Here is a 26,593-nt window from a genome sequence, read left to right as displayed (position 1 = left end):
ACATTTTGCGAGGAACCAATGTACAGTGTTGCTGATTTGAAAAAAGGGCTGAAACTCACTCTTGACGGTGATCCCTACCTGGTGATTGCCTTTGACTTTGTGAAACCGGGCAAGGGTCAGGCGCTTTATCGTACCAAAATGCGCAATATGATCAACGGCACCATTCTCGACAGAACCTATCGTTCCGGCGAGTCTTTCGAGCCAGCCAGCCTCGAAGACCGCCAGATGGAATACCTGTACAAGGAAGGCACTCACTACACCTTCATGGACCAGCAGACTTACGAGCAGGTGGTCATGGAGGAAGATGCAATGGGTGATGCCAAAAACTACCTGCTGGAAAACTGCAAGGTCGATGTGCTTCTCTATGGTGAAAAGGCTATCGGCGTAACGCTCCCCAATTTCGTCAATCTGCGCGTGAAACAGACTGATCCTTGGGCCAAGGGTGATACCAGTGGCAATGATTCCAAACCCGCTACCCTGGAAACCGGTTACGTCCTCCGGGTTCCTCCGTTTATAGAGGAAGGCGAATTGATTACCATAGACACGCGTAACGGAGAGTACTCAACTCGCGTTAAAGGTTAATTTCAAAGTAATGTGCGGCATCTCAAGGCGAGTCTGATGACTCGCCTTTCTTTTTTTGTTTATGGGGTCTGGTGATACACGTATGAATAATCGTCATAACAGCCTGCAGTTTCGGGCTAATGTAATCAAATCAATTCGGGCATTTTTTGATATCCGTGGATTTATCGAGGTTGAAACCCCGCTTCGCATACCCGCCAATGCCCCTGAAGAGTACATCGATCCCTTTCCGACCGGTGAATTGTATCTGCACACCTCACCGGAAATTTGCATGAAGCGCCTGCTCTGCCGTGGTCATGACAAAATATATCAGGTATGTCGCTGCTGGCGCAGTGGTGAGCGCGGCAGCAAGCATCTGCCGGAATTCACGATGCTGGAGTGGTACCGCGCAAACAGCAGCTATGTTGACCTTATGAAGGATTGTGAAGAATTGCTACTCCATGTGGCAAATGCTTGTTGTCATTCACAATCAATTAGTTACAACACAAAGCCTATAGTACTGAATGAGGGAGTTTCAACGATTGCTGTCCGCAAGGCATTCGAGATGTTTTGTGATATCAGCATGGAGGATGCGGTTTTGAATGGGAGTTTTGACGAACAGATGGTCACACACATTGAGCCTGCTCTTTTTCAGAACAAGCCTATCATACTGATGGATTACCCGATAGAAATGGCGGCTCTGGCACGCCCCAAAACCGGTGACCCATCCGTTGCAGAGCGTTTTGAGCTGTACGCCGGTGGCATGGAATTGGCCAATGGTTTTAGTGAGCTGAATGATCCGGTTGAACAGAGAAGCCGTTTCATACATGCAAATCTGAAGCGGGCACAATCAGGCTCTGCGCCGCTGCCGCTCCCCGAACCATTCCTGCATGAATTGGCAATGATGTCCCCGTCTGCGGGGATTGCTCTCGGCGTGGACCGTCTTGTGATGCTGCTTGCTGATACGAACAGAATCGATGATGTTATCGCGTTTACCCCAGAACAACTGTGAGGTCGCGATAAGCGATCCTTTCCCCCTGGTAGGTTGTCAGGATAAGCAGGTCCCCTTCCCTCTCAACAGTGTCAGGTATCAAAGCCACCTTTCCTTTTCCATTCGGCAGATCGATCACATAGTGTGGTACAGCCATGCCCGAGATATGACCACGCAGCCCACGCATGATTTCCAGCCCTTGCGAGACCGGTGTCCGGAAATGTGCCGTACCCTTTATCAGATCCATCTGATGGATATAGTAGGGCCTGACCCGCAGCTGAAGCAATCCAAGCATCAAGTCGCGCATAACTGAAATATCGTCGTTTATGCCACGAAGCAAAACCGTCTGGTTTCCCAATGGAATACCGGCATCCGCCAATAATCCACAGGCTGCGGCGGATGCAGCAGTTATTTCGGCTGGGTGGTTAAAGTGGGTATTGATGTAAAGGGGATGAAAACGTTGCAGCATGCTGCAGAGTTCTGTCGTTATACGTTCCGGGAAGGTTACCGGAATACGGGTCCCAATCCTGATGATTTTTACATGCTGTATGGAGCGCAATTGGCTCAAAATCATATGCAGCGACGCATCATCAAGCATGAGCGGATCGCCCCCGGAAAGGACTACGTCCTGAATCGCCGGATGTGACCGGATGTAATCCAGCGCTTTTTCGATTGCAACCGGATCGGGAGGAAGATCCGTCCCGCCGCCCACAATACGTTTGCGCATACAGAAACGGCAATATACCGGGCAGCGGTTCGAAACGAGTAATACCACCCTGTCCGGATAGCGATGGATCAAACCCGGCACAGGGCTAAGGAGGACCTCCGCCAGCGGGTCTGCATCCTGAGCATCATCTGCCAACTCTCGTGCATCCGGAATACACTGCTGCCAGATTGCATCGCCCGGTGTTCTGATCAAGCCGGCATAATGTCCGGATACCTTGAAGGGGTATAGCGATGCGACGGTTTTCTGCTCTCCGGATAAGGTAAATACATTTCCTGTTTTACAGCAAGTTGCGTCAATATAGTTTATCTGTTGCATTAAGTATTATCTCGTCTGCCATGTTGCAGGTGCCAGCAGTCCCTGCAAGCCGGATATATTTGATTTTACTTGAAAATAATCTGAATGTATGAATAATACAACTGCAAAATACTTTTTAATTGAATCGCTCATGGTATCATTTTATGTACACGAAATATTTCGGATTCAATGAAAAACCGTTTACCCTTACCCCCAATCCCCGCTTCATTTTTCTCAGCAAGAATCATAAAGAGGCCTTTGCCCACCTTCTCTACGGTATAAATAATCATTATGGCTTTATCGAGCTGACCGGTGAGGTAGGAACCGGCAAGACAACCGTATTGCGCACACTATTGGGGCAGCTCCAGGATGAGAGCTATCGTACAGCCCTGATTTTCAGTCCATGCCTGAGCGGTGTCGAGCTTTTGCGCAGTATCAATTCCGAGTTCGGAATAGTCTCTCATAGCCAATATGCCAACGAATTGCTGGCCGATCTCAACCGCTTCCTGCTGTTTGAAACGAATGAAGGCAGGACAGTTGTTCTGGTGATTGATGAGGCTCAAAACCTGCAGCCGGAGGTGCTGGAACAGATCCGGCTGATTTCCAACCTTGAAACAGAAAATGACAAGCTTATCCAGATAATACTGGCAGGACAGCCGGAATTGGAATTACTGCTGGGCCGTCCGGATTTGCGACAACTGAACCAGCGGATAGCCGTTCGTTACAAACTGCGTGCAATGAGCATGCACGAGACCCGTTCGTACATCAGGCAACGTATGGAAGTAGCCGGTGAAACCGGTGGTGTATCATTCAGTAATTTTGCCATCAAATGGATCTATATCGCTACCCGCGGGGTTCCCCGCATGATCAACATCCTCTGCGACCGGGCTCTGCTGATCGCATACGGCAACGAACGGCGCTACATAACATCAGCAACTGTTATCCGTGGAATGTGGGAAGTGATTCATCATTCGCAGGCAAAAAAGTTAGCCATTGCGATTGCCGGAATTATTGCATGTGTTATTGCCGCCGTAAACCTGGCGGGAACTGATCTGAGATGGCTGCCGCAATCCCTGACAAGGAGTACCCCTGCGCCCGTCGTTTCGACTGTCTCAGCCAATACTGTTCCCAAAGCCGCTTTGTCCCGGAATACAAAGCTGGAACAGGAAATCCTGTCCTACGATCAGCATGATACCCATTTACAGGTTTTTAACACATTGGCCGACCGCTGGAATGTGCGGCCGATTAACGAAATGTCCAAACGCCTGGATATCCCTGATCTGTTTCGACGGTTAGCGTTTAAACGTAACCTGCGGGTAACACTGGTTACCGGATCACTTGACAATGTGATCCGCTTCGACCTGCCTTTTATTGTTGTGACAGATGTGACCGGTGATCTGGGAGCATACTGTTATGCCGTAACTTCTGCACATAACAATCTTCTGTCCGTATCCCCTACCCTTTTTGACAGCAGCACAATTTCAAAGGATGATTTTGCGTCTGTTGCCAGTGGAACGTTTTATCTTGTCTGGCTAAACCATGGACAGATACCTGATACGCTTGTATATGGTGAAAAACGCTTCGAAGTGAGAGCATTGCAGCTGCTATTGAAGCAGGCCGGCTACTATCAGGGGGCCGTAAACGGTATCTACTCCAATGCTACCGTCACAGCAGTACGGCGTTTTCAGCAATCGATGGGAATAGCAATTGATGAAGCCTTGGGTGAACTGACCGTGGCGGCCCTCACCCGATACGATACATCCCACAAAATCCCATCCCTTGCTGACGAGGGAAACCTATGAGTTCAATACTGAAGGCTTTGAAAAAACTGGAAAATGACAGATCGCTGAGCAAGCCGAACCATCAAAGGATAGATGATAAGATCCTGCAGGACGGTTCGTCAGCCAGGTTATCACGCACTACGGTAGCTCTTATTGCGATAGCGTTGTTTGTATGCGGCAGCGCAGCAACATATGTCTATATGAAACGCTCGGTAAGCGACGAGGCTGCACGGCAGTCAACCCTTTCTCGAACAACGTCAGACAGTCAGCCACAAAACAGAGTGATTACCCCGCCAGTACTATCCCCTACAAGCGCATCGCCACGCTTGTCTCCAAAGGCCACAGCCCTCTCTGGTTTACAGGACCATTTACCCATGGATCCAGCAAAAGCATCAAACGCAAAACAGCCAGCAAAACCAGCGAAACTAGCGCCTGAAATTGATGCAAAACCTGTAACAGCACCGTCTCCAACTCCGAAGGGTGTTGTCTCCAGACCGGTCCTTACAATTAACGGGATTGCATTTCAGGATGGCGGCAGCGAAAATCTTGCAGTGATCAATGGCATCACGGTATCAAGCGGTGCTCTGATTGAGGGGGTAACGGTTGAGGATATACAGAAGGATCGGGTGCGGTTCAGCCAGGGTGGCGAGAAGTTTGAAATTATCCTGAACAAGACAAACAGGTAATCCGGTCAGCGTGCAATAATCCTGATAAATCTTGCCAGATAATCTACCCCGGACCAGACGGTCAACAGAGTGGCTATCCAAAGAAAAAACATGCCCGTATTGTGCATGTTCACCTGCAGCAACTGGTGTTCAATCCCGAAGAACCAGTTATAGTCGTAATGCAGGAGAAGTCCGATAATAGCTACCAACTGAAAAATTGTCTTGAATTTCCCCAGATCACTGGCCTGGATAACGATCCCTTCACTTGAAGCAATACCTCGCAAACCTGTAATAATAATCTCACGCCCCAGAATGACCAACACCATCCAGGCCGGCACGTGACCGTAAGGCAGGATCATGATCAAGGCTGCCATGACGATCAGCTTGTCTGCTATCGGATCGAGGAATTTTCCGAAAACGGTAACAATGCCCATTCGGCGGGCAAGATATCCGTCAAGCCAGTCAGTTATGGATGCCAGTGAAAAAACCACTGCCGCCCAGAAACCTGATGATTTCGATGGAGACAACAGAATAACTGCCAGCAAGGGAATCGCGGCAATCCTCGTCATTGTGAGGATGTTGGGCAAATTGAGGATCGGTGAGGCCGTTTTGGAGGACATTATTCAGTTGGCCTGATAGGATTGCATATAGGAGAGTACCCGATTCACATAGGTCCGGGTTTCATTGTACGGCGGAATGCCGCCATACTTGGCTACGTTGTTCAGGCCGGCATTATAGGCAGCAACAGCCAGAGAGACATCACCTCTAAAGGTATCCAGAAGAAATCGCAGATACTTGACCCCGCCTTCCACATTGTCTTTTGGATCAAAGCTGTTGCTGACCTTTAAAGATCGGGCGGTACTCGGCATGAGCTGCATTAGTCCACTGGCACCTTTACGGGATACTGCATTGGGATTGTAGCCTGATTCTGCGTGAATCACTGCCTTGATCAGCGAGGGATTAACACCGTATTTTGTGGCACACGACGCAATAATCTGATCGTACTCTGCTGGATTTACGGATTTTGATAACTGCAGCTTTGTGCGAAGCTGTTTGTCTTTTTTCAGATCACGCATGAAAACCTTGAAGCGCCTGTCTGTTGGGGCGTCCGTGAAATGAATAATGCCCTCATCATCCTCATAGCGGTAGATATCAGCGCAGGCGGGAGTAGCGATAAGCGTCAGCAGACATATCTGCAGAATCAGCAGAACTGATATGTTGAACGTTTTATTACACATTGATCTATCAATAATCCTAATTCATGATGAATTGTCAAGCTTTATCGTTTGAACACTATCTTTGGCATCAGGTTGAATCGGGAGAACATCAAGCTCTTGTATCAAAAAACCGGCTACTCCGTGATGGAGTAGCCGGTCAGAGCAACGTTAAACTATACCTCACATGTACGTATTTATACCTGACATGAAGTAATCCTGAACGGTTATTTTCTCTCGTAACTCAACGCATCATGACAACTGACCGTACAATTGCCGCCTTTATCAGTTGCCGTGTAGGTGATCGTTACCGCATCCTTGCCATTGGTTCCTTTTGGACGGATCATATGGAGTTGCGTACTTGCATGAATATCATGACAGGAAAGACATGGGATGCCAGTCTTTTCTCCAGCATGCAGATAATGCAGATTGTTACTGCCATCACGGAAACCGTTTTTCTGAGTTTCCTTGTCCGTTACCAGCGACTGATCATGGCAGTTGAAGCAGAGTTTATTCACCGGGAGTCCCAACTGGTATTTAAAGTTAGAGGCATGTGGTGCATGACATCCCAGGCAGTCATTTTCCATGATCGGAGGATGAACGCTTTTTTTGTTGCTTTGGTTTTCGTGGCACTCATAACAAACCTTTGAGCTCTTATCCTTGACGCCGTAAAGAGCGACATTGCTCTGGTGATTGCCGCCGGTTGCGGTATGACAGGGGGTACATTCCTTGCCGGACAGACCACTGTGAACGAATGGAGCTGTCACCTTACTCGCGTGACACTTATAACAGGGTTTGCCGCTCACCTCATCGACGGTTCCGGTTTCAGCAGCCAATACTTGTGAATGGTAAATCGAGCCAAAAAGGAAAGCCAGTGTGATAGCAAAACCCATTTTTTTCACTGATGTTTTCATTCGTCACCTTTACCTTGTTTATTTATCCGCATGCAGGATCATTGATATTAATTTTAGATTACATACCATAAGCTTGGAAAAAATTCAAAGAAATGTTTACACAATGACGACAAAGAAAAGCCTCATGCCTTTGACTGTACTGAAACTGTACAAAAGCATGAGGCCTCAATATTTTCTAGCCATTAACGGCTGGTTATGATTGGCTGGGGTACCTGGATTCGAACCAAGAGATGACGGCGTCAGAGGCCGTTGCCTTACCGTTTGGCGATACCCCAATAAGCGGAATGTGTATATAACAAAATACAGGTGAGGTCGTCAAGGCTTTTTAGCCCAATGCGGCTGAAACTCCTGCATTGATGGCCTTGATATTGGTTGGGATCAGGCGGTGGTTCCGTTCAGGCAAAGCCTTTTTCAATGCTTGCTCCAAAGATTGCAGTGACAGGGCTCCGGTTTTGGCCGCATAGGCCCCGCACGCCACCATATTGAGCATGCGCATGTCCCCCAGTTCGAGGGCGATCTGATTCATCGGCACTTTGAGCAGTTCCACACCCGGAAGTTCGAGCCCGTCACAATCGATAAGCGAAGAGTTGACAATACAGATTCCGCCCTGCTTGACCTTGGCAGCGTATTTGTCGAATGAGAGTTGATTGAGGAGCACCGATACGGAGGGATGTCCGACAACTGGTGAACCGGTATCGCCATCCGCAAATACAATCGTGCACATGGCTGAGCCTCCCCGTTTTTCGACTCCATAGGCCGGGAAAAAAGAAACATTCATGCCTTCATGTATGGCAGCATACGACAGCAGGTTTCCGGCCAGCAGTACACCCTGGCCGCCATATCCGGCAATAAACACATCATGACGCATTAGATACACTCCGTTGCTACAGATTATCTTTGTTTTTATATATCCCGAGCGGGAAATAAGGGATCATCTCGTCTGACAGGCGCTGGTTGGCTTGCAGAGGATTCATCCCCCAGTTTGTCGGACAGACCGAAAGGGCCTCAATGAACGAGAAACCCCGCCCTTCCACCTGATAACGGAAGGCGGTGTTGATCATCTTTTTTGCCTGGAGCACGTTTTTGGGGCTGTTGACCGCCACCCTGGCAGAGAACGCCACGCCGTCCAGATTGGAGAGCAGCTCCGCCATTTTGAAGGGGGACCCGTCATTTCTGATATCGCGACCGTTCGGTGAGGTGGAGGTCTTTTGGCCCGGCAGGGTGGTCGGGGCCATCTGGCCCCCGGTCATACCGTAGGTGGTGTTGTTGACAAAGATGACCGTGATATCCTCACCGCGGTTGGCGGCATGGATAATCTCCGATGTGCCGATTGCGGCCAGATCGCCGTCCCCCTGGTAGGTGAACACGATGCTGTCCGGCCTGGCCCGTTTGGCGCCGGTGGCCACGGCCGGTGCGCGGCCGTGGGGTGATTCGATCACATCTATGTCAAAATAGCTGTACAGAAAAACGGAGCAGCCGACCGAGGCGATGCCGATGGTCCGGTCGCGGATGCCGAACGTGTCCATCGCACCTGCCACCAGGCGGTGAATGGCGCCATGCTGACAGCCGGGGCAGAAATGGGTTTGAACATCCTTGAGACTGTCCGGACGGGAAAATACCTGATTCATGGGTACACCTTTCTGATCTGCTGGTAAATCTCTTCCGGTGTCGGCAGTGACCCGGCTCCCGGCGGGCGTCCGTAGAAGGCGACATCCGCATCCCTGGCAACCGACAGGCGCACATCATCGATCATCTGCCCGGTGGACAGTTCGATATCCAGGAAGCGCTTGCAGCGCTGCGAGAGTGCCAGATAGACGTGGGCGGGAAATGGAAAAAGGGTTATGGGACGCATCAGTCCTACCTTCATACCCGCCTCGCGGGCCATTGCCACGGCAGTGCGTGCGATCCGGGCGGTCGAGCCGAAGGCGGTCACAATCAGTTCGGCATCGTTTGTCTGCAGCTCCTCCCAGCGGCTTTCCTTTTCGGCCAGCTCCTTGTAGCGGGCGTGCATAGCCCAGTGAAAGGCCTCCATCTCGCCATCACCCAGTTTCAGTGACTTGACAACATTCTGCTGTTCCCCTTCTTTGCGGCCGCGCACCGCCCATCCCTTGGCCGGCAGCTCCACCACAGGCCGCGGATTGGCGAAGATTGATTCCTTCATCTGGCCGATGACCGAATCCGCCAGGACCATGGCAGGTATGCGGTAGATGTCCGAGAGGTCAAAAGCCAGCATGGTCAGGTCGTACATTTCCTGCACTGACGCAGGGGCCAGCACGATGATGCGGTATCCGCCATGGCCGCCTCCGCGGGTGGCCTGCCAGTAATCGGCCTGGGAGGCGTCGATGCCGCCCAGGCCCGGACCCTGGCGCATGATGTCCACAATCACACCCGGCAGCTCGGAACCCGCCATGTAGGAGATGCCCTCCTGCTTAAGCGATATCCCCGGGCCGGAAGATGAGGTCATGGCGCGCACCCCGGCAGCCGAAGCGCCGAGCACCATATTGATGGCACCGATCTCGCTCTCCACCTGAATGAATGTGCCGCCATGCTTTGGCAGCTCGCGGGACAGGTACTCCGGGATATCGCTCTGCGGAGTGATGGGATAGCCGAAATAACAGCGAACGCCCGCTTCAATGGCGGCCATGGCCACAGCCTCGTTACCCTTTACAAAGAGTTTTTCGCTCATGGCTTCTGCTCCTTGAAGACAGCGATTGCCACGTCCGGGCACATCTCGGCACACAGGGCGCAGCCGGTGCATGAATCAGGACCGGAAAATACTGCCACGGTAAATCCGAGACTGTTGGGGGTTTCACTCATGCCAACCAGTTTCTTCGGACAGGCGATGGTGCAGAGTCCACAGCCCTTGCAACGCTCTTCATTGATGGTGATATACGGCATGGTCTGTATCCTTTTGATCTAAGTGAGATCTGTTACATAGCAGATATAATTATCTGCCGTCAAGCACAGTGGATATTTACAGTATGTCAGAATTGACTTCAGTCCGTATATAATGTATACAACCTGATTTTTTTAAGCATATTCAAGCATGAGCATGTCATTTTCTTGTATTATTATTCCATTTCATATATTTTTAGACGTTTCTTTGGTCGGACCATGACCAACCGGTTGAGGCTATTGAAAATTACTGTATACAAAACTTCTGGGTGCAGCTCTTGGAGAGATGTCATTGAAAACTTTGGCAGTACATTCTGACGCATTCAAATCAGCAGAGGGACTGAAAGCTATCTGCGAACAGCTGGGTGACCGCGGCTTCTGTACAGACCTCGCGATTCGCTACCCGTATCTGGGAGGCTCCATGGCCAAAGGGATCAGTTCCGTGGCCATGGTGGAAGAGCTGGGTCGTGCCGGGATGCTCGGTTTCTTTGGTGCCGCCGGCCTGCCTTTCAACGAAGTCGAGGCTGCCGTTGATCGGCTGGCCGGATCGGACTTCCCCTGCGGATTCAATCTGATCCACTCACCCCACGAACCGGACCTGGAAAAGGCCTTGGCCCAGTTATACATCAATAAGGGTGTCAGGCTGATCGAAGCGTCGGCCTTTCTGGCTCTGACCCTGCCCCTGGTGCGCTACCGCACCCATGGCATCCACCGTCTCCCGGACGGCACGATTTGCACCCCCAACAGGATTATCGCCAAGGTTTCGCGGGAGGAACTGGCCGAAAGGTTTTTCTCCCCTCCCCCGGAAAAACACCTGCGGGAACTGGTCGCCGAAGGCGCCATAACAGAGGAGCAGGCCGAGCTGGCCGCCCGGATCCCGATGGCCCAGGACATAACAGCTGAAGCCGATTCCGGCGGACATACCGACAACCGTCCCGCCCTGGCCCTGTTTCCGACCATCCAGTCGCTGGCGCTGCGCATGCAGACCCGACATGGCTACGGATTGAAGCTGCGGGCAGGACTGGCTGGCGGCATTGCCACTCCGGCTGCGGCGGCGGCCGCTTTTGCCATGGGTGCCGCCTATATCATGACCGGATCGGTCAACCAGGCCTGCGTGGAATCCGGGACCTCGGACGATGTGCGGCGCATGCTGGCCGAAACCCGCCAGGCAGATGTGAGCATGGCCCCGGCTGCCGACATGTTTGAGATGGGGGTAACCGTACAGGTCCTGAAGCGCGGCACCATGTTCCCCATGCGTGCTGCCAAGCTCTACGAGATCTACCGTGCCCATGCAGGACTCGACGACATCCCGGCTGCAGAACGGGAAAAGCTGGAAAAGACCCTGTTCCAGGCCAGCCTGGAAGCGATCTGGCAACAGACCCGCAGTTATTTCCTGACCCGTGACCCGCGCCAGGTTGAACGTGCTGAGCGCGATCCGAAACACCTCATGGCGCTCGTCTTCCGCTGGTACCTGGGACAGGCGGCCCACTGGGCCAAGGATGGCGAGACCGCGCGCAGGATCGACTACCAGGTCTGGTGCGGCCCGGCCATGGGCGCCTTCAATGAATGGGTGGCCGGCAGTTTTCTGGAAACCCCGGAGCACCGGACCGTTGCAACAGTTGCCCTGAATATCCTGTTTGGCGCGGCCGTATTGACCCGCAGCAACATGCTCCGCTATCAGGGCATCAATATTTCCCCTGAAGATATCCCTCCACAACCGCTTGAGTACATACAGATCAAGGAGTGCCTTTCGTGAAACAGGTAGAATCGGATCGGAATATCCCCACCAACGGGGTAGCGCTGGCAATTATCGGCATCGGCTGCCATTTTCCCCAGGCTGAAAACAGCAGCGACTACTGGGCAAACATCCGCGAAGGGATTGACGCAATCACCGACATCCCGGCAACCCATTGGCGCGTGGCCGACTACCACCACCAGGATCCCGCCTCTCCTGACATGACCTACGGCCAGCGGGGCGGATTTCTTTCCTCGATCCCGTTCAACCCTATGGAATTCAATATCCCTCCCGCCACGCTGGAGGCGATCGATACCTCCCAGCTCCTCGGACTGGTTACAGCCGGTCAGGCGCTCAGGGATGCCGGATACGGCCCGGACCGGGCCTACGACCGCAACCGGGTGAGTGTCATCCTGGGAGTCACCGGCACCCTGGAACTGGTTATCCCGCTGGGCGCCCGCCTGGGGCACCCCCATTGGCGTGAAGCCCTGAAAGATGCCGGTGTGGACGATATGACCGCTGCAGATGTGGTACAGCGCATTTCCGACTCCTATGTACCCTGGCAGGAAAATTCCTTTCCGGGACTGCTTGGCAACGTCGTGGCCGGCCGGATCAGCAAACAGTACGACCTGGGCGGCACCAACTGCGTTGTCGATGCGGCCTGCGCCAGCTCCTTCAGTGCGCTCCATCTGGCCAGTATGGAGCTGGCTACCGGCAAATCCGACATGGTCGTTACTGGAGGGATCGACACCTTCAACGACATCTTCATGTACATGTGCTTCAGCAAGACCCCGGCGCTGTCACCGACCGGCAACGCCAAACCGTTCGATGCATCCGGTGACGGCACCATCCTCGGTGAGGGTCTCGGCCTGGTGGTCATCAAGCGCCTGGCCGATGCCGAGCGTGACAACGACAGGATCTACGCCGTGATCCGCGGCGTGGGGTCATCCAGTGACGGCAAGGGAGAAGCGATCTACACACCCAGCGCTTCCGGCCAGAAAAAGGCGATTCTGGATGCCTACGGGCGCGCCGGCGTCACCCCGCAAAGCATCGGCCTGGTTGAGGCCCACGGCACCGGCACGAAAGTAGGCGACGCCGTAGAGGTTTCGGCCCTGCGTGACATCTACGGCGCAGCCGACTCCCCCTGGTGTGCCCTCGGTTCCGTCAAATCACAGATCGGCCACACCAAGGCCGCCTCCGGCGCTGCCGGACTGATCAAGGCGGCTCTGGCCCTGCACCACAAGGTCATTCCTCCTACGATCAAGGTCCAGAAGCCGCTCAAGGAGGTTTCTGAAGGCAGTACCCCCTTCTACCTGGCCTCTGAGAAGCGCCCCTGGATCTCTCCGAACGGTACCCCCCGTCGTGCGGCGGTCAGCGCCTTCGGTTTCGGCGGTTCCAATTTTCATACCGTACTGGAAGAGTACCGGCCGACGGGCAGCGCAGACTGGGATGGCAACACCCAGATACTGACCTTGTGCGGTGCGGATGCTGGGACGCTGGAAACAGCCCTCGCCTCCCTTGACTGTGACCAGTCCTGGCCGCAGTTGCGTGCGCAGGCCGCTGCCCTGCGGGCCTCATTTGATGCAGCCGCTCCCTGCCGACTGGCCCTGGTGGTGGAACGGGACCGGACCAACCTGAAGGCGCTCTGCAGCAATGCCATTGCCATGCTGCGCAAAACACCCGAAAACTCCTGGAGCAGTCCGGACGGTGCCTTTTATGCCACCGGCCCGACCCCGGGCAAACTCGGTCTGATTTTTCCCGGTCAAGGGGCCCAGTACAGCGGCATGCTGCGCGACCTGGCCTGCACGTTCCCTGAAATGCTCGCCACGATCAGCACTGCCGAGAGCGGTTTCAGCGCAACGAACAACGCCCGTCTGACCGACCTGATCTATCCGCTCTCAGCCTACATCCCTGACAGCAGGCAGCAGCAGGAAGAGGCCCTGCGCGCCACGAACGTTGCCCAGCCGGCCATTGGTGCAGTCAGCCTGGGTGCCTTGCGGGTATTGGAATCGTTTGGCATAGCAGCTCAGGCGACCGCCGGTCACAGCTACGGTGAGCTGACCGCCCTGTGTGCCGCCGGCCGTTTGGACGAAAGCTCGTTCCACGCCCTCTCCCGTCTGAGAGGTCAGCTGATGGCGTCCGGTGCGGGCGACAAAGGGAGCATGCTGGCGGTTTCAGCACCCTTGGCAGATGTGAAGGGTATGCTGGCTGACGAGAACCTCGACCTGGTGATTGCCAATTGCAACGCCCCCAGCCAGTCGGTCCTTTCCGGCAGGAGCGACGAAATCGCCCGGGCCGTTACGGCCTGCAGCGCCCGCAAACTCACCTGCACACAGCTGCCGGTAGCCGCCGCATTCCATAGTACCCTGGTGGCGGATGCTGCCGCACCGCTTCTGGCCGCTTTGGCTGATGTAGCGCTCCCCTCCAGCACGATCCCGGTCTTTTCCAACACCACAGCTGCCGAATACCCGGACAGCGAACTCAAAGCCAGGGAAATCCTGGCGGGGCAACTGGCCAAACCGGTGGAATTTGTCGCTGAAATTCAGGCTATGCATGCGGCCGGTGTCAAAACATTTGTTGAAGTCGGTCCCGGTTCGCGTCTTAGCGGCCTGGTCAAGGCGATCCTGGGAGACCTTCCGCATACGGTTGTGGCGATCGATGCCTCCAGCGGCAAACGCTCCGGCATGGTTGATCTGGCCCGCTGCCTGGCCCAGCTGGCCGTTCTCGGTCACGGCGTGAAGCTTGTCCGCTGGGACGAGGGCTTTACGGCACCGCAAAAGACCGCTTCCAAAAAACCGGTCATGACCATTCCGATCTGCGGCGCCAACTATGTCAAACCGCGGTCCAAGCGCGCCCCGAATCCCCCCGCTGCGCAGCGGGCTGCCTCACCGGCGGCACCTTCCGCAATCGAATCAAGAGGAACCTTGTCCGCAACCACCCCGGCTTCACGGGACCTTCTGGCGGATTCACTTCGGATCACCCGGGAGGGCATGTCCGTACTGCAGAAGATGCAGGAGGAAACCGCCAGTCTCCACCGCCGCTTCCTTGAAGGGCAGGAGACCGCCAGCCGGACCATCCAGACCCTGCTGGAGCAGCAGCAACGCATCCTGCAAGGCGGTGCTGCACCGCTGACGACGATACCGGCAGCCCCTTTTGTTCCGGCAGCTGCGGCCGCAACCATGTCGGCACCGGTTTCACGGCCTGCAGCGACTGCGCCCGCCAGTGCGACTGCTGCAGCGACAGTCCCGGCATCACATTCAAACCGGATCACAGAGGTCCTGCTGGCGGTCGTCAGCGAGAAGACCGGCTATCCGGTGGAGATGCTGGAGCTGGAGATGGGCCTGGATTCTGACCTGGGGATCGACTCCATCAAGCGGGTCGAGATCCTCTCCGCACTGCAGGAACGGCTGCCCGGATCGCCGGTCATCGGCCCGGAGCACCTGGGCACCCTGCATACCCTGGGGGAAATCGCCGGATTTCTGGGTGCGGGCACGGCAACAACCGTAACTGCCAATACCGCAGCAGTTGCTGTAGTTGACAACGTATCAGAGGTCCTGCTGGCGGTGGTCAGCGAGAAGACCGGCTACCCGGTGGAGATGCTGGAACTGGAGATGGGCCTGGACTCTGACCTGGGGATCGATTCCATCAAGCGGGTCGAGATCCTCTCCGCACTGCAGGAACGGCTGCCCGGTTCGCCGGTCATCGGCCCGGAGCACCTGGGCACCCTGCATACCCTGGGGGAGATCGCCGCTTTTCTCGGCGCAGGTTCAACAACAATCGTGACTGCCAATACTGCCTCTGCCAGTATAGTTAACAATGTGTCAGAGGTCCTGCTGCAGGTCGTCAGCGAGAAGACCGGTTATCCGGTGGATATGTTGGAACTGGAGATGGGCCTGGATTCGGACCTGGGGATCGACTCCATCAAGCGGGTCGAGATCCTCTCCGCACTGCAGGAACGGCTGCCCGGTTCGCCGGTCATCGGTCCGGAGCACCTGGGCACCCTGCATACTTTGGGTGAGATCGCCGGCTTTCTTGGCGCCGGGTCTGCTCCCGCCGCAGCGACAATCACTCCGGCTGGAACCTCAGCAAACGTGGCAGAGGTCCTGCTGCAGGTCGTCAGCGAGAAGACCGGCTACCCGGTGGAGATGCTGGAACTGGAAATGGGCATGGATTCGGACCTGGGAATCGACTCCATCAAGCGGGTCGAAATCCTCTCAGCACTGCAGGAACGGCTGCCTGGATCGCCGGTCATCGGACCGGAGCACCTGGGCACCCTGCATACCCTGGGTGAGATCGCCGGCTTTCTTGAATCCGGCAGCCCGGCTGCAAAACGCCAGCAACCCGACACCTCTCCGGCACGTTCCATCTCTAGAACTGAAACGCGTGATGCCGGTCTCAATCGCAGCACTGTTATTCCGGTGGTACTCACTGCTGCTGTGAAACCGCTAAAGATTGCTGAGAGCGGCATCATCTGGGTGTCTGATGACGGATCATCCTTTTCCGGAGAACTCTGTTCAATCCTGAGCACTGAAGGTCGCGCTGTGCGCCTGGTCAGGGTCGATGAAGACCTGGACAGCCTGCCGCTGGACAGCGTATCCGGACTGGTGATTGTCGCTCCGGCTGCCGGAACGGATGACAGCTTCCTGGAGAACGCCTTCATGCTCCTGAAAAAAGCGGCGCCTGCCCTGCGCAGCAGTGCCGAGGAACAGGGAGCGTTTTTCAGCACGGTTTCCCGTCTGGACGGCGTCTTTGCCTTTGAACGCGGCTCGCTTCTTGTCGACCCGCTCTCAGGCGGTCTGGCCGGACTGGCCAAAACTGCCGCCCGTGAATGGCCGCTGGTGAGCTGCAAGGCCATCGATCTGGGGACTTTCCCCGATACTTCAACAGCGGCCCGTGCCGTAGCCGTTGAACTTTTTTGCACCGGACCGGTTGAAGTCGGCTTGAAAGCGGAGGGACGCATCTCTCTGGAGCTTTCTGATCTCCCTGCTGTGACAACCTCCACAGCATCACCATTGCAAGCGGGGGATGTGGTGGTGGTAACCGGTGGTGGCCGCGGTGTTACCGCTGCCACGGCCATCGCACTGGCCGAAACCTACCAGCCGCTGCTGGTCCTGCTCGGGCGAAGTCCGGAGCCGCTGCCCGAACCGGAGTGGCTGACCACTCTGACGAGTGAAAGTGAAATCAAACGGGCCATCCTTGATCACTCCCCGGAAAAATTGCATCCAAAGGAGATTGAAAAGCGTTACCGTTCTGTTGTCGCCGGACGTGAACTGCTGGCGACCCTGGCGGATATTGCTGCCGTCGGCGGAAAAGCCGTGTACCGCAGTGTTGACATCCGCAGCAACGACGCTGTCAATGAGCTGCTGCAAGCGATCCGCCTGGAGTATGGCCCCGTTCGCGGCATCGTCCACGGGGCGGGGGTTCTGGCAGACCGCCTGATCAACGACAAATCCCGCGAGCAGTTTGCCCAAGTCTACAGCACCAAGGTTGCGGGACTGCGCACCCTGCTGGCTGCCACGGGGGGCGATGACCTGCGTTTTATCGCCCTGTTTGCTTCCACAACCGGCCGCTTCGGCCGCAGCGGACAGGTGGATTACGCGGTTGCCAACGAGGTCCTCAACAAACTGGCCCAGGCCGAGTCGCGGCGACGCCCCGGGTGCCGGATCGTCAGCTTTAACTGGGGACCCTGGGACGGCGGCATGGTCACATCCGCACTTAAAAAGGTGTTCAGCGGTGAAGGCATCGGCCTGATCAGCCTTGCGGCCGGCGGCAAACTGCTGGCCCGGGAAATAGCTGCAACGGATGCACCGATAGAAGTAATCGTGCTGGCCGATTCAACAGGGACACCACTCTCGGCAAGTGCTCCGGCAGTGGCCAAACCGATGGTCGAAGCCTTCAGGCTTACACTGACGGTGGACGACTTCCCCTTCATCCGTTCACATGTCATCGACGGCAAAGCCGTGCTGCCCATGGCCATGATCGTGGAATGGCTGGCTCATGGCGCCCTGCACGGCAATCCGGGCTTCCGTTTCCATGGTTTCAACGATCTGCGGATCTGCAAAGGTGTAACCTTTGTGCAGACCTCACCCTGCACCCTGCAGGTGCTGGCAGGCAGGGCTGAAAAACGGGACTCGCTGCACTATGTACCCGTGGAACTGACCGGCACCGGCAGTGACGGTCGCCTCATCCTGCACGCTCGTGCAGAAATCATCCTGACCACGAAGCTGCCGGAAGGGATCCGGTCGATCGTCGATCTGCCGGTCACCCCGTACGCCCAGAACAACGGTGCCATATACGATCAGGAACGACTCTTTCACGGTCCTGACCTGCATGGTATCGAACAGATAAGCGGTTGTTCCGCAAAAGGGATTTCCGCCCTGGTAAAAGCAGCTCCGACACCGTCAGAGTGGGTCAAACAGCCGCTGCGAAACATCTGGCTCACCGATCCCCTGGTGCTGGACTGTGCCTTCCAGCTCATGATCCTGTGGAGTTTTGAACGCTTCGGTTCCGGCTCGCTCCCTTCGTTTGCGGGACGTTACCGCCAGTTCCAGGACAGTTTTCCCCGAAACGGTGCCCAGATCGTCATCCGTGTGACAGCCGAACGTGAGCACAGTGCCTCGGCCGATATGGAATTCCTCGACCGGACCAGCGGCAAACTGATTGCCCGTCTGGAGGGCTACGAATGCGTTATCGACCCATCCCTGGAACGGGCCTTTCGACGTAATCAGCTGAGCCAGCCGGGGTGCGTTGTACTGGAAGCCGCCTGATGACAGAATCACCTCCAACTGTCGCCATTGTCGGGATCGGCGGCATCTTCCCGGATGCACCCGATCTTGACCGATACTGGTCAAATATCCGGGGTGGCCGGAGCGCAACCCGTGATGTACCGGCGGGACGCTGGCAGATTCCTGCCGATGCGGCCTTTCATCCTGCCATTGGCGTAGCGGACCGGGTATATTCGCGACGCGGCTGCTTTATTGATGAAATCCCTGCTGTCTCCACCCTTTCAGGACTGTCCATTGATCCGGACCGTTTGACCGGTCTGGACCCGCTATTCCATCTGCTGATCCACGCCGGAAAGCGCGCCTTTGATGACGGCATTACCGCACAGCTCGACCGTTCGCGCATCGGTGTCATCATCGGCAACCTGGCGCTGCCCAGTGAAACCTCCACCCGGCTGGCCCGCGCCTGGCTGGGCAGAACCTTCGAGGAAAAGCTCCTCGGTCACAGTAGCGAAGGCTCCTCAATCAACCCGCTCAACAGATATGTAGCCGGACTGCCGGCCGGGATCCTGGCCCAGGCACTCGGATTGGGCGGCGGTAACTTCACCCTTGACGCCGCCTGCGCCTCCTCGCTGTACGCCATCAAGCTGGCTGTCGACGAACTCCTGTCCGGACGTGCCGACGCCATGCTGAGCGGCGGTCTTTCGCGGCCCGACCCGCTCTACACCCAAATGGGGTTTTCACAGCTACGGGCCCTCTCGAAACGCGGCATCTGTTCCCCCTTCGATGCAGCCGGCGATGGTCTGGTGGTGGGAGAAGGGGCAGGTCTATTCCTGCTCAAGCGAACCGCAGACGCAGTGGCCCACGGTGACCGGATCTACGGCATCATCAAGGGCGTCGGTCTGGCCAATGACGTCGGCGGCAGTCTGCTGGCCCCCATGTCCGAAGGGCAGTTGCGCGCCATGCGGAGCGCTTACCAGCGGGCCGGCTGGAATCCGGGGGATGTGGACCTAATCGAGTGCCACGCCACCGGCACCCCGGTCGGCGATGCCGTGGAGGTAGCCAGCCTGAAAGAACTGTGGCGCGATTCGTCAGTAACCGGCACAGATCGCTGCGTTATCGGATCGGTCAAGTCCAACATCGGTCACCTGCTGACCGCTGCCGGCGGGGCAGCCCTGACCAAGGTTCTGCTGGCCCTGCAGGCGGAAACCCTGCCCCCCACAGCCAATTTCAACACAGCTCAACCCGGTATGGCTCTGGCTCAAAGCCCGTTCCGGGTTCTGAGCGCCGCTGAACCGTGGCAGCGCCGCAGTGACAGTACGCCCCGCCGGGCAGCGGTCAGCGCCTTCGGCTTCGGCGGCATCAATGCCCATCTGCTGGTTGAGGAGTGGCTGCCGCCTTCTCCCCCGCCCTTGACGGGAGGGGGCCGGGGGGTGGGTGAGGTTGCAAACATTTCAATTTCTGCCAGCGCCGGCTTCACCCCCACCCTAACCCTCCCCCGTCAAGGGGGAGGGAATAGTGCTCCCATCGCAATCGTCGGCATGGATGCCCGTTTCGGTTCCTGGCAGGGACTGCGCGCTTTTCAGGAGCGGGTGCTGGGCGGAGACAGTGGGGCTCAACCCACGAAACCTGTCAGCTGGCGGGGAGCGCAGGATAGTGCCTGGTTCCACAATCAGGGACTCGATCGTACACCGTTCACAGGTTTTTTTCAGAGCGAGCTGGCGATTGCAACTGACCAGTTTCGCATCCCGCCCCGTGAACTGGAGGATATGCTCCCACAGCAGCTGCTGATGCTGCAGAGCGCTGCCGCGGCCATGGCGGATGCAGGCCTGGAACGACGGGACAACCTGGCGACCGGGGTATTCATCGGCATCGCCCTTGATCTGAACAGCACCAACTTCAGCCTGCGCTGGACTCTGGAAGAACAGGCCGCGCTCTGGGCCAAAGAGTTGGGGCGTGAGTTGACACCAGAAGAACTGAGCGCCTGGACCGGGCAGCTGCGTGACGCCACCGGCCCGGCCCTGAGCGCCAACCGGACCATGGGTGCTCTGGGTAGCGTCGTTGCCAGCCGGATCGCACGGGAGTTCCGCGTCGGAGGGCCGAGCTTTACCCTTTCCAGCGAGGAGAGTTCCGGGGTCCGCTCCCTGGAAACGGCCGTCCGCCTGCTGCAGGCAGGAGAGCTGGAGCAGGCGCTGGTCGGCAGCGTTGACCTGGCAGGTGACATGCGGGCGGTACTGGGGCAGCATGCCCTGCGCCCCCTTTCCTCCTCCGGACAGGCCCGCCCCTTTGACCAGCATGCGGACGGCACCATCATCGGCGAAGGTGCGACGGCCGTTGTTCTCAAACGCCTGGCTGACGCAGAGCGCGATGGAGACCACATCTATGCCGTTATCCGCGGGATAGGTTCCAGCGGCGGCGACCAGCTTCCTGGCGGGGAAAGCGCCTACGGACATGCCCTGGAACGGGCCTATGTTGATGCCGGCATCACTCCGGCAGCGATCGATTACCTGGAAGCCAGCGCCGGCGGCACTGTTGATGAAGACCGCAGAGAGGCTATCGCCCTGGCAGCGTTCTTTGGTGCTGCTGACAGGGGAGAGCGCTCATGCGCCGTATCCTCCGTCAAGGGCGACATCGGCAACTGCGGCGCGGCCTCCGGCCTGGCCTCTGTGGTGCGGACCTGCCTGGCACTGTATCAGGAAATCATCCCCGGCTGCCGTGGCATAGAACAGCCCTGCCCCGAATTAACCGCAAGCGGACCGCTGTTTCTGCCGCAAGGTTCCCGCTACTGGCTGCGCAACCGGGCCGACGGCCCGCGGCGTGCCGGAGTCAGCAGTTGCGGGATCGATGGTTCCTGCAGTCATGTCGTGCTCGAAGGGCGGGAAGCTCAGCAATCTGAAATCGCATCGGATCGTGCCGCCCCGCTCGGCAGCGACACTGAATTTCTGTTTGCCCTGGCAGGCGACACATCGGCTGACATTAAAGCTTCACTTGACAAGCTAAGCCATAACCTTTCTGAATATAAGACAATTGATTTATACGAGCTGGCAAAGGAGTGGTGCGTCCGGTATCAGTCATCAGCCGATAAAGCCCTTGCCATGGCCCTGGTTGCCCGAAATCGTTTCGAGCTTGAGGCCTTGATTGAACAGGGCGCACGTGCCCTGGCTGCCAACGGGCTGCTCCCGGATACCGTACCGGCCCTGCGTGACCGGCTGTTCTATGCGCCGACACCGCTCGGCAGCGCCGCCCGGGTTGCGTTCGTCTTCCCCGGTTCCGGCAACCATTATCCCGGCATGGGAATGGATCTCTTCAGCCGCTGGCCGAACATCCTGCGCTCCCAGGACTCTGAAAACCTGCTTCTGCGCAAGCAGTTTCAACCGGAACTGTTCTGGAATGGCACCCCGGCCACTGAGATCAACGACAATCACCGGGCCGTGATTTTCGGTCAGGTAGCGGTCGGCTGCGCGGTCAGCGATCTGGTGCGCAGCTTCGGCGTTCAACCATCAGCTGTCATCGGCTACAGCCTGGGCGAGTCGGCCGGGCTGTTCGCCCTGCACACCTGGCATGACCGGGACGGCATGTACAGCCGCATGCAGGCGTCAACGCTCTTCACACACGACATGGCCGGCGAGTGCCGCGCTGCCCGGCAAACCTGGGGACTGGGCGCGGACGAGACCGTCAACTGGAGCATCGGGGTCGCGGAGGCCCCGGCGTGCGAGGTGCGCCAGCTGCTGACCGACATCCCGCGGGCCTACCTCCTGATCATCAACACCCCCGACCAATGTGTGGTTGGTGGTGATGCCGCCGCTGTTCAGACCCTTGTTGCCCGCCTCGGCTGCCGCTTTTACCCCTTGCAGGGGGTCACCACAGTGCACTGCGCGGTTGCACAGCCCGTGTCGGTTCCGTACCACGACCTGCATCTTTTCCCGACCACACCGCCGAGCGGAGTCACCTATTACAGCGGCGTCAAGGGCAGTTCGTATGTGGTCACCCGTGAAAGCGCCGCCGACTCCATCCTCGGCCAGGCACTGCACGGCATAGACTATCCGAAGGTCATCGAGTCCGCCTACAACGACGGCGTTCGGCTGTTCCTTGAGATGGGACCGGGCGCTTCCTGCAGCCGCATGATCGGTCGCATCCTGGAGGGGAAACCCCACCTGGCCCGTTCGGCCTGCTATCCCGGCCAGGACACGTATTCCACCCTGCTGCGCATGCTTGGCCAGCTGATTACCGAGCGGATTCCGCTGGATCTGGCACCGCTGTTCGATGCCCCGCCTGCGCCGTCCATCGCAGTCAGTACTGCGCCACTGCTTCGCATTGCTGTTGGCGGGATGCCGTTTCATCCACCGCTTCCGGCGGTTTCAACCACGAAAATACCTGTTAAACCTGAACCCGCCCCTCACCCAGGCACCTTCGACTCTGCTCAGGGCAGGCCTCTCGCTGATGGAGAGGGTGCGAAAAGCGTTTCAGATACGCTTCTGGGTGAATTTGCCCGGGCGCAGCAGGAGCAGATCTGGGCGCACAAGGCCTTCCTTGACTTCAGCGAGGTGGTCACCCAATCCATGGCCCAGGCCATGGAACTGGAAATGACCCTGCGCCAGGCCCTGGGTGAGAACGCTCCTGAAATGGATCCGCTTCCGATACCTCGCCAAGCGGTAAAAGATTCAGCCCCTGTTGTTCCACAAAAACAGGTTGCCTTCGACCGCGCACTCTGCCTGGAATTTGCACGCGGCTCCGTAGCCCGCATGCTCGGTCCCGGCTTTGCCGAGGTGGACGGTTTTCCGACCCGTGTACGCCTGCCGGACGAACCGCTCATGCTGGTTGACCGAATCATGTCTGTCGAGGGTGAGCCCCGTTCCATGACCCATGGCCGGGTTGTCACCGAACACGACATCCACCCCAATGCCTGGTACCTGGACAACGGCTGCATCCCGACCTGCATCGCCGTGGAGGCGGGCCAGGCCGACCTGTTCCTGTCCGGCTACCTGGGGATCGACTTCATCACCCGCGGCCTGGCGGTCTACCGCCTGCTGGACGCCGTGGTCACCTTCCACCGCGGCCTGCCCGGTCCGGGTGAGACCATCCATTACGACATCCGTATCGAACGCTTCTTCCGCCAGGGGGACACCTGGCTGTTCCGCTTCTTCTTCGAAGCCACGGTCGGCGGCCAGCCGCTCTTGTCCATGCGCGACGGTTGTGCCGGTTTCTTCAGCCAGCAGGAACTGGACGCCGGCAAGGGCATCGTGCGGCCGGCAATTGACCTGCGCCCCACGGCCGGCATCCGCCCGGCCGATTGGCAGGATCTGGTACCAATGGCGTGTGAGGGTTTCGATACTGCCCAGCTTGACCGACTGCGGGCCGGTGACCTGGCCGGCTGCTTCGGTCCCCTGTTCGCCGGTCTGCCGCTGGTCCGCCCCCTGACCATTCCCGGGGGACGGATGCGCCTGGTGCACCGCGTCAACGAGATCGATCCCAACGGCGGGCGCTGCGGCATCGGCATCATTCGGGCCGAGGCCGATATCCACCCTGACGACTGGTTCATCACCTGCCACTTCGTGGATGACCGGGTTATGCCCGGCACCCTGATGTATGAGTGCTGCATGCATACCCTGCGGGTTTACCTGCTGCGCCTGGGGTGGGTGGCAGAATCTGCCGGTTCGGTCTGGGAGCCGCTGCCGGGTGTGGCCAGCAAACTCTGCTGCCGGGGACAGGTGCTGGAGTCGACCAGGGTCGTCACCTACGAGGTAACGATCCGTGAGATCGGTTATCGTCCGGAACCGTACGTGATCTGCGATGCCCTGATGTACGCCGACGGCAAAGCGATTGTGGAGATCACGAGTATGTCGGCCCGCCTGACCGGGACGACAAAAGAAAAGCTGACAAGTATGTGGAATCGTCAAAATCAAACCTCCCCTCATCCTAACCCTCTCCCAGAGGGCGAGGGAATACAGGGTCCCAAGCCGGCCCTCTATACCAAACAGCAGATCCTGGCCTACAGCAACGGCAAACCCTCTGAAGGGTTCGGCGATCGCTACCGGGTCTTCGACAGCGAACGCAAGATCGCCCGTCTGCCCGGCCCGCCTTTCCAGTTCATGGACCGGGTGACCTCCCTGCGCGGCGAGCCGTGGCAAATGACTGCCGGGGCCATGGTCGAGGCCCAGTACGATCTGCCGCCCGATGCCTGGTTCTTTGATGCCGAACGCCAGGGCAGGATGCCCTTCTGCGTGCTGCTGGAAGCGGCCCTGCAGCCCTGCGGCTGGCTGGCCGCCTATGTGGGCTCGGCCCTGACCAGCCCGAGCGACATATCCTTCCGCAACCTGGGGGGCACAGCGGTCCAGCACCGCCCGGTAACTCCCGACAGCGGGACCCTGACCTGCTGCGCGACCATGAAGAAGGTCGCCACCAGCGGCGGCATGATTATCCAGGAGTACGACTTCAGCGTGGCCGACCAACAGGGGATCCTCTACGCGGGGGATACCATGTTCGGTTTCTTCTCCAAAGACGCCCTGGCCAACCAGGTCGGCATACGCGATGCACAACCGTACCAGCCGACCACGGAGGAGGCTGCGCGGAGTCGAAGCCTGCCCTATCCCGAGGCAGCACCCTTCCCGGCGAAGCAGCTGCGCATGATCGACCGGATACAGCTGTTCGTACACGACGGCGGACCGCAGGGCCTGGGCTATATACGCGGGGTCAAGGATGTGGATCCCGGGGAATGGTTCTTCAAGGCGCACTTCTTTGAGGATCCGGTTACACCTGGATCGCTGGGGCTGGAGTCGTTTGTCCAGCTGGTGAAATTCGCCGCCGTAGAGCGCTGGGGCTGGCAGACTGGCGATGTTTTCTCTGCCGTGGCACTGGAACGCACCCATCGCTGGCTGTATCGCGGGCAGGTCGTGCCGGCAAACAGACAGGTGACGGTCAGCGCCTGGATCACTGCCGTGGATGAACAGCAGCGTATTCTGACCGCCGATGGCTTTCTGGCCGTGGACGGCAAACTGATCTACCAGATGAATGATTTTACCGTAAGGATGGGGTCACAACGATGAAGTACCGAAAAGTTACCATAGAGGCCATGGGCTATGAACTGGCACCGGTTGTCGTCACCTCGACCGAACTTGAGGCACGGCTGGAACCGCTGTACAAATACCTGCGCATAGCACCGGGACAGCTGCAGGCCCTGACCGGGATTCGGGAGCGGCGCTGGTGGGAGCCGGGTTATCCGCTCTCCCATGGCGCCATTGCTGCCGCCAGAAAGGTGATGCTATCTTCAGGTGTTACTTCCGAAGATATTGGAGCCCTGATCTACGCCGGCGTCTGCCGGGAACAGTTTGAACCTGCGACCGCCTGTCGCGTGGCCAATGGGTTGGGCATCGGCGGCAAAACCGCTGTCTTCGACCTCTCCAACGCCTGCCTCGGGGTGCTGAACGGCATCCTGGATGTGGCCAACCGCATCGAACTGGGGCAGATCCGGGCCGGCCTGGTGGTCTCCTGCGAGAGTGCCCGCGAGATTAATGAGATCATGATTGCCCGCATGCTGGAAGAGCGGACCATGCAGCATTTTGCCGCTTCACTGGCCACCCTGACCGGCGGCTCCGGGGCCGTGGCTGTCCTGCTGACCGACGGTTCCTTCTCCGGCTCCACCCGCAGGCAGTTGCTGGGCGGCATCACCCAGACCGCCCCCGAACACCACCGGCTCTGCCTGTGGGGTATTACCCCGGATGGCAAGGGGGGCTACGTTCAGTCAATGTCCACCGATGGGGTCAATGTCATGAACTACGGTGTCGAACTGGGACGAAATACATGGGAAGCCTTCCTGCCGCAGGTTGGTTGGCGCACCGCCGATGTGGACCAGGTGATCTGTCACCAGGTCGGCTCCGCCCACCAGAGCGCAATCCTCAAGACCCTCGATATCCCGGCGGAAAAGGACTTCACCACCTATGAATACCTGGGCAACATGGGGACCGTATCCCTGCCGCTGACGGCCGCTATTGCCGATGAGCGCGACATCCTGGAAGCGGGCGACAAGGTGGCCTTTCTGGGTATCGGCAGCGGGTTGAACTGCCTCATGCTGGGGATGGAATGGTAAAGGAAACACAAGAT

16 protein-coding genes and 1 tRNA gene are annotated in these 26,593 nt (G+C 57.6%); 8 read left to right on the top strand and 9 right to left on the bottom strand.

Annotated features, from left to right (window positions below; all coding sequences use genetic code 11):
- The first annotated feature begins 18 nt into the window (after nt 1–18).
- Together efp and epmA are read left to right on the top strand one after the other, a co-directional pair.
- A complete protein-coding gene (gene efp / locus ACOCF6_RS22190) occupies nt 19–582 on the top strand; it encodes an elongation factor P (RefSeq protein WP_482462508.1) in 564 nt (187 codons plus the stop codon).
- A gap of 61 nt (nt 583–643) precedes the next feature.
- A complete protein-coding gene (epmA, locus tag ACOCF6_RS22185) occupies nt 644–1,570 on the top strand; it encodes an EF-P lysine aminoacylase EpmA (RefSeq protein WP_482462507.1) in 927 nt (308 codons plus the stop codon).
- Here the strand turns inward: epmA and ACOCF6_RS22180 are convergent.
- Nucleotides 1,551–2,591: a KamA family radical SAM protein gene (locus ACOCF6_RS22180; RefSeq protein WP_482462506.1), complete on the bottom strand. Its 1,041-nt coding sequence runs from the start codon at nt 2,589–2,591 to the stop codon at nt 1,551–1,553. The genes epmA and ACOCF6_RS22180 overlap by 20 nt on opposite strands.
- 143 nt (nt 2,592–2,734) lie before the next feature.
- On the opposite strand from ACOCF6_RS22180, the gene ACOCF6_RS22175 reads away from it, so the two are divergent.
- Together ACOCF6_RS22175 and ACOCF6_RS22170 are read left to right on the top strand one after the other, a co-directional pair.
- Nucleotides 2,735–4,372 (top strand): AAA family ATPase, encoded by a 1,638-nt coding sequence (locus tag ACOCF6_RS22175; protein ID WP_482462505.1) that lies wholly within the window; start codon nt 2,735–2,737, stop codon nt 4,370–4,372.
- The gene (locus tag ACOCF6_RS22170) at nt 4,369–5,037 is read left to right on the top strand and encodes a hypothetical protein (protein ID WP_482462504.1); all 669 of its coding nucleotides are present in this window, start codon (nt 4,369–4,371) and stop codon (nt 5,035–5,037) included. The genes ACOCF6_RS22175 and ACOCF6_RS22170 overlap by 4 nt, the downstream gene beginning before the upstream one ends.
- Before the next feature lie 5 nt (nt 5,038–5,042).
- Here the strand turns inward: ACOCF6_RS22170 and pgsA are convergent, their stop codons facing one another.
- From pgsA to ACOCF6_RS22130, 8 genes are all read right to left on the bottom strand, one after another.
- Nucleotides 5,043–5,636: a CDP-diacylglycerol--glycerol-3-phosphate 3-phosphatidyltransferase gene (pgsA, locus tag ACOCF6_RS22165; protein ID WP_482462503.1), complete on the bottom strand. Its 594-nt coding sequence runs from the start codon at nt 5,634–5,636 to the stop codon at nt 5,043–5,045.
- A gap of 3 nt (nt 5,637–5,639) precedes the next feature.
- Nucleotides 5,640–6,254 carry a lytic transglycosylase domain-containing protein gene (locus ACOCF6_RS22160; RefSeq protein WP_482462502.1) on the bottom strand — a complete coding sequence of 205 codons (615 nt, stop codon included), beginning with the start codon at nt 6,252–6,254 and terminating at the stop codon, nt 5,640–5,642.
- 203 nt (nt 6,255–6,457) lie between these two features.
- Complete coding sequence (locus ACOCF6_RS22155; RefSeq protein ID WP_482462501.1) at nt 6,458–7,144, bottom strand: cytochrome c3 family protein; 687 nt, start codon at nt 7,142–7,144, stop codon at nt 6,458–6,460.
- Between the two features lie 200 nt (nt 7,145–7,344).
- A tRNA-Gln gene (locus ACOCF6_RS22150) sits at nt 7,345–7,419 on the bottom strand.
- A gap of 50 nt (nt 7,420–7,469) precedes the next feature.
- The gene (locus ACOCF6_RS22145) at nt 7,470–8,012 is read right to left on the bottom strand and encodes a 2-oxoacid:acceptor oxidoreductase family protein (RefSeq protein WP_482462500.1); all 543 of its coding nucleotides are present in this window, start codon (nt 8,010–8,012) and stop codon (nt 7,470–7,472) included.
- A 16-nt stretch (nt 8,013–8,028) separates the two neighbouring features.
- Complete coding sequence (locus ACOCF6_RS22140) at nt 8,029–8,772, bottom strand: thiamine pyrophosphate-dependent enzyme (protein WP_482462499.1); 744 nt, start codon at nt 8,770–8,772, stop codon at nt 8,029–8,031.
- Nucleotides 8,769–9,830, bottom strand: coding sequence for a 3-methyl-2-oxobutanoate dehydrogenase subunit VorB (locus tag ACOCF6_RS22135; protein ID WP_482462498.1), 1,062 nt, complete (start codon nt 9,828–9,830; stop codon nt 8,769–8,771). The genes ACOCF6_RS22140 and ACOCF6_RS22135 overlap by 4 nt, the downstream gene beginning before the upstream one ends.
- Nucleotides 9,827–10,042 carry a 4Fe-4S binding protein gene (locus ACOCF6_RS22130; RefSeq protein WP_482462497.1) on the bottom strand — a complete coding sequence of 72 codons (216 nt, stop codon included), beginning with the start codon at nt 10,040–10,042 and terminating at the stop codon, nt 9,827–9,829. The genes ACOCF6_RS22135 and ACOCF6_RS22130 overlap by 4 nt, the downstream gene beginning before the upstream one ends.
- Before the next feature lie 289 nt (nt 10,043–10,331).
- Between ACOCF6_RS22130 and ACOCF6_RS22125 the strand changes: the two genes are divergently transcribed.
- The 4 genes from ACOCF6_RS22125 to ACOCF6_RS22110 are packed head-to-tail and all read left to right on the top strand — an operon-like array spanning nt 10,332 to nt 26,579.
- Nucleotides 10,332–11,795, top strand: a complete 1,464-nt coding sequence (locus ACOCF6_RS22125) for a PfaD family polyunsaturated fatty acid/polyketide biosynthesis protein (protein ID WP_482462496.1) — start codon at nt 10,332–10,334, stop codon at nt 11,793–11,795.
- The gene (locus ACOCF6_RS22120; protein WP_482462495.1) at nt 11,792–18,541 is read left to right on the top strand and encodes an SDR family NAD(P)-dependent oxidoreductase; all 6,750 of its coding nucleotides are present in this window, start codon (nt 11,792–11,794) and stop codon (nt 18,539–18,541) included. The genes ACOCF6_RS22125 and ACOCF6_RS22120 overlap by 4 nt, the downstream gene beginning before the upstream one ends.
- Nucleotides 18,541–25,539: a beta-ketoacyl synthase N-terminal-like domain-containing protein gene (locus ACOCF6_RS22115; protein ID WP_482462494.1), complete on the top strand. Its 6,999-nt coding sequence runs from the start codon at nt 18,541–18,543 to the stop codon at nt 25,537–25,539. The genes ACOCF6_RS22120 and ACOCF6_RS22115 overlap by 1 nt, the downstream gene beginning before the upstream one ends.
- On the top strand, nt 25,536–26,579 hold the full coding sequence (locus tag ACOCF6_RS22110; protein ID WP_482462493.1) for a 3-oxoacyl-ACP synthase III: 1,044 nt from the start codon (nt 25,536–25,538) through the stop codon (nt 26,577–26,579). Before ACOCF6_RS22115 ends, ACOCF6_RS22110 begins: the two co-directional genes overlap by 4 nt.
- The last annotated feature ends 14 nt before the right edge of the window (nt 26,580–26,593 follow it).

It is taken from the genome of Geobacter psychrophilus (assembly GCF_056821595.1).
The sequence above is the reverse complement of the archived record's forward strand: the minus strand, read 5'-3'. Positions and strand labels throughout refer to the sequence as shown.

Coding starts and splice junctions, on each gene's coding strand:
- ACOCF6_RS22175 (WP_482462505.1), top strand. CDS start 2,735: ATGTACACGAAATATTTCGGATTCAATGAAAAACCGTTTACCCTTACC.
- ACOCF6_RS22155 (WP_482462501.1), bottom strand. CDS start 7,144: ATGAAAACATCAGTGAAAAAAATGGGTTTTGCTATCACACTGGCTTTC.
- ACOCF6_RS22110 (WP_482462493.1), top strand. CDS start 25,536: ATGAAGTACCGAAAAGTTACCATAGAGGCCATGGGCTATGAACTGGCA.
- ACOCF6_RS22135 (WP_482462498.1), bottom strand. CDS start 9,830: ATGAGCGAAAAACTCTTTGTAAAGGGTAACGAGGCTGTGGCCATGGCC.
- ACOCF6_RS22180 (WP_482462506.1), bottom strand. CDS start 2,591: ATGCAACAGATAAACTATATTGACGCAACTTGCTGTAAAACAGGAAAT.
- ACOCF6_RS22115 (WP_482462494.1), top strand. CDS start 18,541: ATGACAGAATCACCTCCAACTGTCGCCATTGTCGGGATCGGCGGCATC.
- ACOCF6_RS22145 (WP_482462500.1), bottom strand. CDS start 8,012: ATGCGTCATGATGTGTTTATTGCCGGATATGGCGGCCAGGGTGTACTG.
- ACOCF6_RS22140 (WP_482462499.1), bottom strand. CDS start 8,772: ATGAATCAGGTATTTTCCCGTCCGGACAGTCTCAAGGATGTTCAAACC.
- epmA (WP_482462507.1), top strand. CDS start 644: ATGGGGTCTGGTGATACACGTATGAATAATCGTCATAACAGCCTGCAG.
- ACOCF6_RS22160 (WP_482462502.1), bottom strand. CDS start 6,254: ATGTGTAATAAAACGTTCAACATATCAGTTCTGCTGATTCTGCAGATA.
- efp (WP_482462508.1), top strand. CDS start 19: ATGTACAGTGTTGCTGATTTGAAAAAAGGGCTGAAACTCACTCTTGAC.
- ACOCF6_RS22130 (WP_482462497.1), bottom strand. CDS start 10,042: ATGCCGTATATCACCATCAATGAAGAGCGTTGCAAGGGCTGTGGACTC.
- pgsA (WP_482462503.1), bottom strand. CDS start 5,636: ATGTCCTCCAAAACGGCCTCACCGATCCTCAATTTGCCCAACATCCTC.
- ACOCF6_RS22170 (WP_482462504.1), top strand. CDS start 4,369: ATGAGTTCAATACTGAAGGCTTTGAAAAAACTGGAAAATGACAGATCG.